The sequence below is a fragment of the Cupriavidus oxalaticus genome (genome assembly GCF_004768545.1).
In the GTDB taxonomy this organism is placed as follows: domain Bacteria; phylum Pseudomonadota; class Gammaproteobacteria; order Burkholderiales; family Burkholderiaceae; genus Cupriavidus; species Cupriavidus oxalaticus_A.
The window spans coordinates 1,076,915-1,089,772 of record NZ_CP038634.1; the positions used below are offsets into that span (position 1 = coordinate 1,076,915).

Here is a 12,858-nt window from a genome sequence, read left to right on the forward strand (position 1 = left end):
ATGGAATGATAACAACATGCTAATGCCGTGACATGGACCCAGGCACTTGCGGCTTGCGCCGGACGCGGGGCATCGCGCCATCGAGGGCCGGAGTTGGCCGGCGCTGCACGCGACCTGTCGCTATCACGGGCCAATTCCTATACTGGAGTGGCTCGTCCGGACGGTCCGGGCGGAACGGCCCGGCGGACGCGGCTATTCACTGCAATCGGAGGCCATCATGTTCAAGCACCTCCTAGTCCCCACCGACGGCTCCGCACGCGCCGAGGCGACGGTAGCCCGGGCCATGACCTTCGCCAGCCGCATCGGCGCCCGCGCGACCGGCTTGCATGTGATTCCCGAGTATCACGTATTGACGTACCGGCTGACCAGCCAGCAGGACACCAGGGACTCGTTCGCGGCCGAGGCCGCACGCCATGCCGATACCTTCCTGGCCGCCGTCACGCGTGCTGCCGGCCAGGCCGGAGTGCCGTGCGACACCGTCACCGCCACCGACGACCACCCGTGGCAGGCCATCATCCAATGCGCCGAGCAGCGCGGCTGCGACCTGATCGTGATGTCGTCGCACGGGCGGCGCGGGTTGCAGGCGTTGCTGATCGGCAGCGAAACGCAAAAAGTCCTGACGCACAGCACGATCCCGGTGCTGGTCCTGCGCTAGGCGCCATGCATCGCGCGCGTTGCGGGCCGGCACGCCGGCAACGCGCTTTTTCCACCCCATGCCAACTGCAAGGAGCGCAACCATGGCGATTCGACTGGGTGAACAAGCCCCGGACTTCACCGCAGACACCACGGAAGGCAAGCTCAGCTTCCACGAATGGATCGGCGACAGCTGGGCGATCCTGTTCTCGCACCCCAAGGACTTCACGCCGGTATGCACCACCGAACTGGGTTACATGGCGCGGCTCAAGCCCGAATTCGACAAGCGCAATACCAAGATCATCGGCCTGAGCATCGATCCCGTCAGCGACCACCAGCGCTGGGCCAAGGACATCGAGGAAACCCAGGGCGCCGCCATCAACTATCCGATGATCGGCGACGCCGACCTGACGGTGGCCAAGCTCTACGACATGATCCACCCCGAAGCCAGCGGCGCCGGGCCGCGCACGGCGGTGGACAACGCCACCATCCGCTCGGTGTTCATCATCGGCCCGGACAAGAAGGTCAAGGCGATGCTGGTGTATCCGATGACCGCGGGGCGCAATTTCGATGAAGTGCTACGGCTGCTGGACTCGCTGCAACTTAACGCCAAGCACACCGTAGCCACGCCGGTGAACTGGAAGCCGGGCGAGGATGTCATCATCCCGACATCGGTCTCGGACGAAGATGCGAAGAAGAAATACCCGCAAGGGTTCAAGACGCTGAAGCCCTACCTGCGCACGGTGGAGCAGCCCAAGTAGCGCAATCGCGGGATCCCGGCAGCGACCGGGCCAGGCCAGGCAAGGGAGAGAGAGCGAGCAAGGGAGCGCGGCAGGGCGTGGAGGTCACGCAGGACCGCCGGCAGGCGTCCCGGGCTGTTCGGCCGGGACGCCTGACTTGTCCACAGGATCTATCCACAGCTTCAGTGGATATCTCCCCTCTTGACAACCGCCAAGGGCGCGCCGGCCTTGGCTCGTACTGGAGTGCCCGTTTTATAGGCAAACCGTAAACATACGGGAATGCTTGCAGCCTGATTGATTTTGTGCCTTGTGCTGCCTAAGGCCAACCCGGTTGTGGCCTCAGGCACCTAACTCAGCGCCCGCTCAGCGCGTCAGCACCTGGCGGATGGTATCGGCCAGTTCCTTGGCGACGAACTTCGCCACGTAGGCATCCGCGCCCACCTTGCGCACATGCTCTTCGCTGGCTTCGCCCGATAGTGACGAATGAATCACCACCGGCAGCTGCTTGAGCCGGCTGTCGGCCTTGATCTTGCGGGTCAGCGTGAAACCGTCCATTTCGGGCATTTCCAGGTCTGTCAGCACCAGCGCCACTTCGTCCTGCACCGACTTGCCGTGGCTGGCGGCCTCGCCGGCGATGCGGTCGAGCAGTTCCCACGCTTCCTTGCCCGACTTGGTCATCAGCACCGGTGCGCCCAGCGCCTTCAGTCCCTGCTCGATCAGGCCACGCGCCAGCGCGGAATCATCGGCGGCAATTACCTTAAGGCCCGGGCGCAGGTTCAGCTGCGGACCCACCGAGCCCGGCTCGACGTCCGGCTGCCGCGCCGGCAGCACATCGCGCAGGATCTGCTCCACGTCCAGCACCTGCACCAGGCGCGCCTGGTCCGTGCCGGCATCCAGCTTGGCGATGCTGGTCACGTGGCCGGTGCGCACGCTGGCCTCGGCCGAGTGCACCTGGTTCCACTCCAGGCGCACGATTTCTTCCACCGCCTCGACCGCGAAGCCTTGCGTCGAACGTGCGTACTCGGTCACCAGCAGGATGCCGAGCCCGTTGCGCGGCTTGCATCCCACCAGCCTGGGCAGGTCGATCACGGGGATCACCTGCCCGCGGATATCGGCCATGCCCAGGATCGACGGGTCGGCCCCGACCACCGTCGTGACCTGCGGCATCACCAGGATCTCGCGCACCTTGAACACATTGATGCCGAACAGTTCGGACTGCCCGCTGTGCTCGGCGTCGCCCAGCCGAAACAGCAGCAGTTCGAACTGGTTGTTGTTGGTGAGGTTAGTCCGTTCGTCGATGTCCCTCATGGAACTGCTCATGCGTCGCTCCCGTGCCGTGCGTTGGATGATCTGTGGCCGCCGTGTATGCCTTGCCGTGCCGCCGCGGCGGCTGGCGGACGGCAGGTTTCTTGACTGGATATCGGCGCGGGGACTGGAGAGTTGAGGGAGATCGCCCGGGGGGAGCATGTTCGGATTTCGTCGTTGGATATCCGGATTGCTTCGATCCTCGGCGGGCGTGTCGACTACGAGTTCCTCTACTTCCGCGGCGACGCCTTCCGGTACCGGCTGCGCGCCGAGCGCCACAAGGCCGAGCTGCCTACTTCGCAACCAGCGCCAGCCACGCCCGCACCGAAGCGCACCCGCAAACCTGCCAGCAAGGGAAATCCCAACGCATGAACACCCTGACCCACGAATACGGCATTGTCGTCGTCGGCGGCGGCACCGCCGGCCCGATGCCGCGATCAAGGCCAATGAGCGCAACCCCGCGCTGCGCGTGCTGTTGCTCGACAAGGCGCACGTCAAGCGCAGCGGCGCGATTTCCATGGGCATGGACGGCCTGAACAACGCCGTGATCCCCGGCCACGCCACGCCCGAGCAATACACCCGCGAGATCACCCTGGCCAACGACGGCATCGTCGACCAGTCCACGGTCTATGCCTATGCGCGCCACAGCTTCGCCACCATCGAGCAGCTCGACCGCTGGGGCGTGCGCTTCGAAAAGGACGAGACCGGCGACTACGCGGTGAAGAAGGTCCACCACATGGGCTCGTACGTGCTGCCGATGCCGGAGGGCCACAACGTCAAGAAGGTGCTGTACCGCCAGCTCAAGCGCGCGCGCGTGGAGATCACCAACCGCATCGTCGCCACGCGCGTGCTCACCGATGCCAATGGCGCCGCCTGCGGCGTGATGGGTTTCGATGCTCCAGGTCGAGCAGCGCCTGCGCCTCGCGCTGGCGCTCGCCAGCCTCGATATCGTGGGTGACAAAGACTACGGTGGTGCGCATCTGCGTCCAGACGTCGAGCAGCAGCGACTGCTGCCATCGGCGCGATTGCGCCGCGCCTGTCCGACCCCGACCCCGCCGTGCGCCGCGTGGCGGTGCTGCGACTGGCCGACCTTGAAGACGAAGCCGGCGTCCCGCTGCTGCTGCAGCGGCTGCAATCCGATCCCGCCGCGGCGGTGCGCGCCGAAGCCGCGCGCACGCTGGCCAGCTGGGAGACGGATACCGTCGTGCGCGCGCTGGCTGCCGCGCTGGCCGATGCCGACCGCGAGGTGGCAGAGGCGGCAGCACTGGCACTGGCGGAACTAGGACGCAGACTCCGGCGCGGCCGTGCTGCCCTGGGTCACGCATCAGGATCCCTTTGTCCGCGCGTCAGCCTGGCGCGGCCTGCGCGAATTGCGCTACGCGCCGGGCTTCGCTGCCGCGATGGCGGCGCTGGCCGACGCCGCCGCGCCGGTGCGGCGCGAAGCGGTGACCGTGCTGGGCTGGCTCAGGCGCAGCGAAGCGCTGCCGGCGCTGGCGCAGGTCGCCGCCAGCGATGCCGACACCGAAGTCCGGCGCGCCGCGGCCGGCGCGCTCGGCCTGGCTGCCGACGCCTCGGCGCGCAACGCGCTGCTTGCCGCGCTCGGCGACAGCGCGTGGCAGGTGCGCGAGGAAGCGGCGCAGACGCTCGGCAAGCTCAGATTTGCGGAAGCCGTGCGCCCGTTGATCGGAGCGCTGGAAGACGCCTACTGGCAGGTCCGCCTGCAGGCCGCGCGCGCATTGGGCAAGCTCGGGGACCGGCAGGCGCTGGCGCCCCTCACCGTGCAGCTTGCCCATGCAATCAGTAAGCTGCGCAAGGAAGCCGCGCTGTCGCTTGGCAGCCTGCGCGATCCCGCCGCGCTGCCGGCGCTGTCCGCCGCGGCCAGCGACGCGGACCCCGAGGTGCGCAAGGCGGTGCGGATCGCGCTGGCGCAGATCGGCCATCCGCATGGCGGGGCCTGAGCATGCAGGTTCCGGCGCGGTTGGAACTGGCCAGGGTTGAAGGGACGCTGCGCATCCACTGGCCGGATGGAACGGTCCCCTCTCCCGCGCAGTGGGAGAGGGGAGCAAACCAGCAGCACCTGCGAGCAGTCGCTAGCCCCCCGCCAGCGCCTGCAGGATATGCACCTCATCGGTCTCCCGCAGCGGCGCATCCAGCCGCATCAACTGCGTCCGGTTAACGAAGACGCGGATATACGGCCTCAACTTTCCCTGCTCATCGACAATGCGGAACCGCATGCCCGGAAACTGCCGGTCAAGGTCGTCCAGCAGCGCGCCGATGTTCGCGCCGTGGGCTTCCACATACTCGCGCTGCCCGGTGTAGGAGAACAGCGGCGTGGCAATGCGTACTTGCATGGCTGCCCTCCGACTCAGGCCGGCCGCGCCACGCTGACGGCGTAGACCTGCGGCAGGTGGCTGGCGATGCAGCGCCAGTGCTCGCCTTCGTCAACACTCGCCCAGATCTCGCCGCCGGTGGTGCCGAAGTACACGCCCACCGGCCCGTGGCGGTCGGTGGCCATGGCCTGCCGCTTGACCGTGAACCAGCCCTGCTCTGGCGGCAGGCCGCGGTCCTGTCGCTGCCAGGTCTCGCCGCCGTCGCGGGTGACATAGGCCGCAGGGTGGCCGCCGGGACTGACGCGCGGCCAGACATCGCTGCCGTCCATCGGGAACACCCACACCGTGCGCGCATCGCGCGGATGCGCGACGATCGGGAAGCCGATGTCGCCCACCTCGGCCGGCATTGCCTCGCCGATGCGCTTCCACACACCTTCGCGCCGGTCCATGCGATAGATGCCGCAATGGTTCTGCTGGTAGAGGATGTCGGGATTGGCCGGGTGCTGCAGCACGCAGTGCGGATCCTGGCCGTATTCCGGGTTGGGGTCGGGCAGGAAGAGGGCCAGGCTGCCTCGGTTCAGCGGTTTCCAGTCGGCCCCCGCGTCGGTGCTCTCGAACACGCCGCCGCTGGACATGCCGATATAGAGATGACGCTTGTCGCGCGGATCGACCAGCACGGAATGCATCTTGGGCCCGTCGGGGGTGCCGTCCTGCTCGCCGCCGGTCCAGTTGCGCCACATCGGGTGGTTGTTGAAGCCCGGCACGGACTCCCACGTGGCGCCATGGTCGGTACTGCGGAACAATCCCTGCGGCGAGGTGCCGGCGTACCAGGCGCCGGGTTCGCTGGCGTGGCCGGGAGTCAGCCAGAACACATGGTCGACCACGCGGCCGGTCTCGCCTTCGGGCGCCTTGTCGAAAGCGGGCGGGCGCGTGGCCTCGGTCCAGTTGCGTCCGCCGTCGGCGGAGCGGAATACCGTCGGGCCAAGGTGGCCGGTGCGCGCGGCCATCAGCATCCGCGACGGCTCGCGGGGGTCCTGCACGATGTGGTGGATGGTGTGGCCAAGGAAGGTGGGACCTGCCACCTGCCAGTGGCCGCGGGCGGCATCGCTGGTCAGGGTCCAGGCACCCTTGGTGGTGGCGACCAGCAGCGTGATCGGGCCGGTTTCGGGGGACGTCGTCATCATGGCTCCTGCGGGAAGGCCGTTGAACGATGCATCCGAGTCTAGTACATGTAGACAGTGTTCACAATTGAGATTGCACGAGTGCGATCGGCCCAAACAGCGCCATAGCCGCATCCAGCGAGTCGGTAGACAGCAGATAAAAGCGGATATCGGCACGTTAGCTGGACATCGGCGCACAAATATGGCATAAGCATGGTTCCCCCGAATCCGACGCACCGCGCCCCCATGTCTCGCATCGTCCGCATCGCCGCATTGAACCGCCCGGCCCTGCCGGCGGCGGCGTTCGCCGTGACTTCGCAGCAACCGGGCTACGCCATTGACCACGCCCACGGCGTGGTCCGCAGCGCCGTGCTTTTCCTGGCCGTGCGGGCAGCTCGGGACACTACCCTTCAGCAGACCTGAGCTTTCCTGCACGGCACATGGCGCGGATCGCCATCCGGCATCCGCTTGATCATGCAGCCAGGAGAAAGCCAGCCATGCCTCAGCTCTACCGCCAGACCCTTCTTGCCATGGTGGCGCTTGCCGCCCTTTACCTGCTCCTCGAAGCCTGAGGCGCAGCCATGGTCCCGTTTCCTTCACTAGGCCCGATGTTGGGCCCGATGTTGGGCCCGATGCTGGCCCCGACTCCGGTCCTGACCCGTCCACTGGCATTGCGCATCGACGTGGAACTGGCCCCGGGCGAGATCGAGCGCGAACTGGACGCGCTCCACGAGCGCATCCACCGGCCCGGCGACCGCCTGCACGACATGCCCGCGCTGCCGGCGGGCACGCCGGCGCTGCGGCTGCGCTACCGCGAAGCCGACGGCGAGTACTACGTGTATGTGGAAGACCTGATGCAGCGGCGCCTGGCCGGCTATACCGTGTTCAACCGGCTGATCGAGGTGGGCCGGCGCGCCGACCCATGGGTGCGTGCGCCGCACACGAAGTTTGCGCCCGCTTACCAGCGCCGCGGCATGGCCAGGGCGCTGTACCGCTGGGCGCTGGACGGCGGGCTGTGCCTGCTGAGCGGCGCCCGCCAGTCGGCAGGCGCGCACGCGCTATGGCAGGTGCTGGCCGCGGATTACGCCGGCGGCTATGTCGACCTGCGCCAGAAGACACTGACATGGCAGGGCGAGACGGTCAGCCCGCAGCAATGCGATGGCCTCCACACGCGCCGGCTGCTGCTGGGCCGCGGCTGGACCCTGCAGCAATTCATGGCACGTACCGGCATGTACTGAGCGCGGGCCGCGCCACGGAAGCGTCTTTACAGGTGCATCAGCGGCGCGACTGCGCGGGCGTTGTCGAGATAGAGCGTCCAGCCGCGGGCGAAGTAGTCGCGAACACGAGCCGACAGCGAGCGGCCGCTGCCCATGCGGGCGTAATCATCGGTCTCGCGCGCCGGTTCGGCGGCAGCACGGGCATTGGACCTGGCCTCGGGCCTGGCTTGGCGGGGTTGACGATAAAGCGTATCAGCGAGCACTTGCATGGCAATATTTCCTTTTCCGGATCGGAGAAATGTTCAGTGCCTCGCAATGCATATCTGACCGGGTTCTGGCCAGCCGCGCAAGGCAGTTCAGGGTTATCCCTAGTATAGCGAAGTACCTCGTTCGGCATCCGGGTCATTACCTATAGGCCGTATATGGGTGGCGTGATAATTCCCTGCGTCCAAAGCGCCACCTGGCGGAAGCCTCGGCCTCAAAGATAATCATTCTCCACACTCGGTATTCCGCACCGCGCATGCCGTGCATTCCGCTGCGGTTATGACGAGTCCCTCGCACTCACCTAGCCTTCAGCCTTGCCCAGATCAAGCCCGCACTAGAAGGCAACGACAAGCCGGCACACCGATAACAGCGGGTTGGCGAGGCCCTCCAGGCCTGCAGCCCAAAACAGCCAGAACCACGTGAGACAAGCCTGACGACGCGCCGTACGACGGACGTTGCAGCGCCCTGCAAGGAGACAGTTCATCATGATCGAGCAGCCCTATCCGTCGTCAGCGACGGAAGCCGATGCGGCACGCCCCAACGTCCCCGAGGTCCGGAACCGGCTCGACGCCTATTTCGAGATCACCGCGCGCGGCAGCACCCAGCGCAAGGAAGTGGTGGCGGGCATCACCACCTTCATGGCAATGGTCTACGCGGTCTTCGTCGTGCCCGGCATGCTGGGCAAGGCCGGCTTCGACACCAGCGCGGTCTTTGTCGCGGTGTGCCTGACCACCGCCTTCGGCTCGCTGCTGATGGGCCTGTGGGCCAAGCTGCCGATCGCGATCGGCTGCGCCATTTCCTTGACCGCGTTCATGGCCTTCGGCCTGGTGCTCGGCCAGGGCCTGTCGCCGGCGGTCGCGCTCGGCGCAGTGTTCCTGATGGGCCTGATCTTCACCGCGATCTCGGTGACCGGGGTGCGTTCCTGGATCCTGCGCAACCTGCCGGCAGGCGTCGCGCATGGCACGGGCATCGGCATCGGCCTGTTCCTGCTGCTGATCGCTTCCAATGAAGTCGGCCTGGTGGTCAAGAACACCCACGCCGGCCTGCCGGTGGCGCTGGGCAAGATTACCTCGTTCCCGGTGGTGATGTCGGTGCTCGGCCTGGCCGCGATCTTCGGCCTCGAGCGGCGCAAGGTGCCGGGCGGCATCCTGCTGGTGATCATCGCGATCTCGGCGCTGGGCCTCATCTTCGATCCGGCGGTGAAGTTCACCGGCGTGTTTGCACTGCCGTCGCTGAGCGCACCGGGCCATGCTTCGCTGATCGGCGCCATGGACCTGCGCGGCGCGCTGACCGCTGCGGTGCTGCCAAGCGTACTGGCGCTGGTGATGACCGCCGTCTTCGACGCCACCGGCACCATCCGCGCCGTGGCCGGGCAAGCCGGGCAGCTCAACGCCGCCGGCCATATCCACAACGGCGGCCGCGCGCTGACGGCGGACTCGGTCAGCTCGATCTTCTCCGGCTTCTTTGGCGGCGCACCGGCCGCGGCCTATATCGAATCGACCGTCGGCGTGGCCGCGGGCGCCAAGACCGGCCTGACCGCCGTGGTGGTGGGCCTGCTGTTCGTGGCGGTGATGTTCTTCTCGCCGCTGGCGGCACTGGTGCCGTCGTACGCCACGGCGCCGGCGCTGATGTACGTGGGCCTGCTGATGCTGTCCAGCGTCAGCCGCCTGCATATGGATGACCTGGTCGATGCGCTGGCCGGCCTGGTCTGCGCGGTGTTTATCGTGCTGACCTGCAATATCGTCACCGGCATCATGCTGGGCTTCTGCACCCTGGTGGTCGGCCGCGTGATCGCCGGCGAATGGCGCAAGCTCAATGTCGGCACCGTCGCCATCGCAGTGGTGCTGGCTGCCTTCTATGCCGGCGGCTGGGCGATCTGATCCTGCTTGATACATCCCGCATCCCGGGCAACTGGCCCGGGCTGTCCACGACAAGTTGTCTCCTCCACCGCGATCCAGGTGGATTTCAAGCCCGGGCTTCCTGCTTTCCCGGGCTGTTTTTTTTGGTGCGCGCCTTACTGCGCGCCCTGCATTGCCGCCGTATCCATGTACACCAGTTCCCAGACATGGCCATCCAGATCCTGGAAGCCATGCCCGTACATAAATCCCAGGTCCATCGGCGGCTTGTAGGTATTGCCGCCCGCGGTCACCGCGGCATTCACCATTTCATCCACGCGCGCTCGGCTTTCCATCGACAGGCACACCAGCACTTCGGTGAATTTGCGCGCATCGCAGATGTCATTCGGTGAAAAGCTGCGGAATTTGGCTTCGGTCAGCAGCATCACGAAAATGTTCTCGCCAACGATCATGCAGGTGGCGGTGTCATCGGTAAATTGCGGATTGAAGGTAAAGCCAAGACTGGTAAAGAACGCGATCGACTCTTGCAGGTCGCGTACTGGCAAATTGACAAAGATCTGCTGGTTCATGACGTCTCCGGAAAGCGTTGTACAACGCAGAGAACCAGTCTAGGTGCAAAATCCGGTAGCGCCAGCTTTTTCCTTTCCCGGAAATTGGAGCGGCGGCATTGCCATTCGCCGCACTAGGAGCACCGCAATGGCGCGCATCGGTGCGCTGTAAAACAGTGAGGCTGTGCGCAAACACAATCAATCCGTGCAATCCCCGTTATTTTTTGTAAAATTTTTATGTCTACCGACACCTGAGGTTCTAGTAACATGCAGCGGCCTAATTGCAGAAAGGGGAAATGAATGGCGACATACAAGCAACTCCTGGCAGAGAAAGAAGCGCTGGAAGCCAAGCTGAATGAAGTGCGTGCGACGGAAGTCGCCGGTGTGATCGACAAAATCCGCGAACTGATGACCGAATATGGCCTGACCGCGGAAGACATCATGCCCCGGCGCAGGCGCGGCCGCCCCGCGGGTTCCGCCGGCAAGGCGGCCGCCTCGGGTTCGACGCTGCCCCCCAAGTACATGGATCCCAAGACCGGCAAGACCTGGTCCGGCCGCGGCCGCGCCCCGGCATGGCTGGGCAAGCGCCCCGAGCGCTTCCTGATCGAGCAGTAATCCCGCCTGTCGGCCAGGCGGGGGCCTGCCCGGCGCGCTATCGTTCCGGCGCCGCCCAGGGCGCCGTCACAGCGCCTGGCACACATACTCCTTGCGCAGCGCGCGGAAGCCCTTCTGCGTCGGTTCCGCCGTCAGGCGCGCGCCGCCGGCTTCCAGCGGCTGCATCCGCAATACCTGCGCCGAGCACTGGCTCGCGCTCTCGTCACGCTGATACCGGATTTCATAGAGGCCGCCCGGCGCGGGCACGAACGACACCCCGGCCGCGCAGCGCTGCTCCGGCAACGGCGGCTCGGCGATGGACGTCACGGCCACGTAGATGCGCCGGCCTGCCTCGACCAGCCGTTCGCGCGTGCGTTCCGGCGGCTCGGGCGAGCGCCCCGGCAGGCCCAGTTCGCGATCCCGTCCCATTGCCGACAACTGCTTGCCCGTGCCGGCCAGGATCAGCGGCCGTGCTGGCACCGGGCACCTGGCCGGGTCGACCACCGCGAAAGAGGTGATTTCTTCGGTATTGGTCAGCAGCCGCACGCTGGCCGTGGGGGCGCCCGATGGCACCCGGTATTGCGCCACGCAGCCGCATAGTGCCGCGGTGGCGGCCAATGTGGCGAGGCAGGTCAGGCGGGAGGGGACTGCGGACGACCGGTCATGGCGCATGGCGGCAGGCAGTTTGGCATCGCGGTTACGCCAGCCGGGCGATCGCTGGCAGCGGGAAAGCGGCAACATCGGTGGAGATAGGCCACGAACCATGCGCGATACCGGCATGCACGGCATCCGGCGGTGACACCGTCGCGGCTTGCGCAGTGTTGCCCTGCTCCCAAAACCGTGCAGCATACCGGTTTCCGGCAGATTGCGGCAGCCGCACAAACCCATGTTGAAAACCCCGGCGTGATATCCACAGAATCTGTGGATATCCTGCCTTCACCCTCCCCGGAAGCCTTGGTCTGTGCGGCAACGCACCGGACCGCACAAATTTTAGGCAACGCGCTGCATCGATCGCGCATCGACCCTCGTCAGCGCGTCGAAGCCTCCCCCGGTGTCGCGCCCTCTTGCCCAGCCCGCCGGTTGCGCTGCCTTGACCACACATCCTCCCCCCGCGTGCCCTTGAAGGCGCCGCCACCACCGCGTAATCTCAGTCTTACCGGGGGCTAGCACAGGTGCCTTGCGCCAATTTGCCAGCCAATAACAATGCCACTACAAGAGCCAATCCAGGCCAGGCCGTTTCCTCGCGACCTGCTGCACGCGCTGCGTGAAGGCGGTTACGATGTGTCGGCGCTCGTGCCTGCTCCTGAATCCGATCCCGAGTCTTCCGCCCCGTACACGCCCGAGGCCGGGCCCCAGCAGGCGAGCCACCTGCTGTGCGCGGTCTACCAGGCCACCGGCGATCCCGCCATCGGCCTGTGGCTGGGCAGCCGGATGCAGCCCGACCTGCTCGGCCTGGCAGGCATGCCGGCCATGGCGGGCCCGTCGTTGGGCACGGCGCTGCGGCGTATCGCGCGCTACCAGAAGCTGATGATGGGCGACCGCATCGAACTGCGCCGGCAGGGCGAAGAGGCCTGGGTCTGTATCCGCCCGAGCGAGCCGGAGGCGCCTGACACCCGCCCCCGCATCGACATGGAGTTGTGCTCGCTGCTGGCCTTCGGGCGCCAGTTCACGCGCAAGCCGCTGCATCCGCTGCGGGTTTCGCTGCGCATCGGCCAGCCCGACTGGCACCTGCGCTATACCGAAGCCTTCGATTGCCCGGTGCGCTTTGGCGAACCGGAAGACGCGATCGTGTTCGGCCGGCGCGACCTGTCGCTGCGCCTGGTCGCGCGCGCCCACAGCCGTCCGGCTGCGCCCGCCGCCATGCGCGACGCGCAGCGCGCGGCGGCATCGCTCGACGACGTGCGAGCCGCCCTGCACCAGCTGGCCGGCGAGCGCGCGCTGAGCCTGGCCGCGGTGGCGCGCCACCTCGACATCAGCGAACGCACGCTGCAGCGCCGGCTGATGGCGGCAGGCACGGGCTTCCGCGCGCTGTGCGAAGATGTGCGTCGCGAACTGGCCGGCCGATACCTGACCGAGGGCAATATGTCGCTGGGAGAAATCGCTTTCCGGCTCGGCTTTGACGATGCCAATTCGTTCTTCCGCGCCTTCCGCCGCTGGACCGGCATGACACCGGGCGACTACCGGCGCTCGGCGGCGCACCCGCAGGGTTAG

The 12,858-nt window shown here is 66.7% G+C and carries 15 protein-coding genes and 3 pseudogenes; 11 read left to right on the top strand and 7 right to left on the bottom strand.

Going from position 1 to position 12,858, the window contains the following annotated elements; translation table 11 throughout:
- Window positions 1-217: 217 nt before the first annotated feature.
- Together E0W60_RS04675 and E0W60_RS04680 are read left to right on the top strand one after the other, a co-directional pair.
- Window positions 218-655 carry a universal stress protein gene (locus E0W60_RS04675; protein WP_133095898.1) on the top strand — a complete coding sequence of 146 codons (438 nt, stop codon included), beginning with the start codon at window positions 218-220 and terminating at the stop codon, window positions 653-655.
- Window positions 656-737: 82 nt separating this feature from the next.
- Window positions 738-1,394: a peroxiredoxin gene (locus E0W60_RS04680; protein WP_133095899.1), complete on the top strand. Its 657-nt coding sequence runs from the start codon at window positions 738-740 to the stop codon at window positions 1,392-1,394.
- Window positions 1,395-1,736: 342 nt separating this feature from the next.
- On the opposite strand, the gene E0W60_RS04685 is transcribed toward E0W60_RS04680, so the two are convergent.
- Window positions 1,737-2,693 carry a chemotaxis protein gene (locus tag E0W60_RS04685; protein WP_133095900.1) on the bottom strand — a complete coding sequence of 319 codons (957 nt, stop codon included), beginning with the start codon at window positions 2,691-2,693 and terminating at the stop codon, window positions 1,737-1,739.
- A 162-nt stretch (window positions 2,694-2,855) separates the two neighbouring features.
- On the opposite strand from E0W60_RS04685, the gene E0W60_RS04690 reads away from it, so the two are divergent.
- Together E0W60_RS04690 and E0W60_RS04695 are read left to right on the top strand one after the other, a co-directional pair.
- The gene (locus tag E0W60_RS04690) at window positions 2,856-3,050 is read left to right on the top strand and encodes a hypothetical protein (protein WP_135703183.1); all 195 of its coding nucleotides are present in this window, start codon (window positions 2,856-2,858) and stop codon (window positions 3,048-3,050) included.
- Window positions 3,047-3,573 (top strand): annotated as a pseudogene (locus tag E0W60_RS04695) (FAD-binding protein); the annotation flags it as partial. The gene E0W60_RS04690 and the pseudogene E0W60_RS04695, both read left to right, overlap by 4 nt.
- 46 nt (window positions 3,574-3,619) lie before the next feature.
- On the opposite strand, the pseudogene E0W60_RS37440 reads toward E0W60_RS04695, so the two are convergent.
- Window positions 3,620-3,709: pseudogene (locus tag E0W60_RS37440) on the bottom strand (ABC transporter ATP-binding protein); the annotation flags it as partial.
- On the opposite strand from E0W60_RS37440, the pseudogene E0W60_RS04705 reads away from it, so the two are divergent.
- Window positions 3,694-4,636: pseudogene (locus E0W60_RS04705) on the top strand (HEAT repeat domain-containing protein). The pseudogenes E0W60_RS37440 and E0W60_RS04705 overlap by 16 nt on opposite strands.
- A gap of 132 nt (window positions 4,637-4,768) precedes the next feature.
- Here E0W60_RS04705 and E0W60_RS04710 read toward each other — a convergent pair.
- Together E0W60_RS04710 and E0W60_RS04715 are read right to left on the bottom strand one after the other, a co-directional pair.
- Window positions 4,769-5,029: a MoaD/ThiS family protein gene (locus tag E0W60_RS04710; RefSeq protein ID WP_063237368.1), complete on the bottom strand. Its 261-nt coding sequence runs from the start codon at window positions 5,027-5,029 to the stop codon at window positions 4,769-4,771.
- Window positions 5,030-5,043: 14 nt separating this feature from the next.
- Window positions 5,044-6,192, bottom strand: coding sequence for a glycosyl hydrolase (locus tag E0W60_RS04715; protein WP_240745838.1), 1,149 nt, complete (start codon window positions 6,190-6,192; stop codon window positions 5,044-5,046).
- 222 nt (window positions 6,193-6,414) lie between these two features.
- Between E0W60_RS04715 and E0W60_RS04720 the strand changes: the two genes are divergently transcribed.
- From E0W60_RS04720 to E0W60_RS04725, 3 genes are read left to right on the top strand one after another with little or no spacing between them, the layout of a single operon-like run.
- Window positions 6,415-6,591, top strand: coding sequence for a glycosyl hydrolase (locus E0W60_RS04720; protein ID WP_135703184.1), 177 nt, complete (start codon window positions 6,415-6,417; stop codon window positions 6,589-6,591).
- A gap of 17 nt (window positions 6,592-6,608) precedes the next feature.
- Window positions 6,609-6,740 carry a hypothetical protein gene (locus E0W60_RS38040; protein ID WP_255519863.1) on the top strand — a complete coding sequence of 44 codons (132 nt, stop codon included), beginning with the start codon at window positions 6,609-6,611 and terminating at the stop codon, window positions 6,738-6,740.
- A gap of 60 nt (window positions 6,741-6,800) precedes the next feature.
- Entirely contained in the window at window positions 6,801-7,406 is a 606-nt protein-coding gene (locus E0W60_RS04725; RefSeq protein ID WP_240745839.1) for an N-acetyltransferase, read from the top strand.
- A gap of 26 nt (window positions 7,407-7,432) precedes the next feature.
- Here E0W60_RS04725 and E0W60_RS04730 read toward each other — a convergent pair whose 3' ends face one another.
- Window positions 7,433-7,654, bottom strand: coding sequence for a hypothetical protein (locus tag E0W60_RS04730; protein ID WP_135703185.1), 222 nt, complete (start codon window positions 7,652-7,654; stop codon window positions 7,433-7,435).
- A gap of 480 nt (window positions 7,655-8,134) precedes the next feature.
- Here E0W60_RS04730 and E0W60_RS04735 point away from each other — a divergent pair, with 480 nt between their 5' ends.
- Window positions 8,135-9,529 (top strand): NCS2 family permease, encoded by a 1,395-nt coding sequence (locus tag E0W60_RS04735; RefSeq protein WP_133095903.1) that lies wholly within the window; start codon window positions 8,135-8,137, stop codon window positions 9,527-9,529.
- A 134-nt stretch (window positions 9,530-9,663) separates the two neighbouring features.
- Here E0W60_RS04735 and E0W60_RS04740 read toward each other — a convergent pair whose 3' ends face one another.
- Entirely contained in the window at window positions 9,664-10,074 is a 411-nt protein-coding gene (locus E0W60_RS04740; RefSeq protein WP_135703186.1) for a VOC family protein, read from the bottom strand.
- Window positions 10,075-10,353: 279 nt separating this feature from the next.
- Here E0W60_RS04740 and E0W60_RS04745 point away from each other — a divergent pair, with 279 nt between their 5' ends.
- The gene (locus tag E0W60_RS04745; RefSeq protein ID WP_135703187.1) at window positions 10,354-10,668 is read left to right on the top strand and encodes an H-NS histone family protein; all 315 of its coding nucleotides are present in this window, start codon (window positions 10,354-10,356) and stop codon (window positions 10,666-10,668) included.
- Window positions 10,669-10,734: 66 nt separating this feature from the next.
- Here the strand turns inward: E0W60_RS04745 and E0W60_RS04750 are convergent, their stop codons facing one another.
- Window positions 10,735-11,319, bottom strand: a complete 585-nt coding sequence (locus E0W60_RS04750; RefSeq protein ID WP_133095906.1) for a hypothetical protein — start codon at window positions 11,317-11,319, stop codon at window positions 10,735-10,737.
- Between the two features lie 531 nt (window positions 11,320-11,850).
- Here E0W60_RS04750 and E0W60_RS04760 point away from each other — a divergent pair.
- Complete coding sequence (locus E0W60_RS04760; RefSeq protein ID WP_135703188.1) at window positions 11,851-12,858, top strand: AraC family transcriptional regulator; 1,008 nt, start codon at window positions 11,851-11,853, stop codon at window positions 12,856-12,858.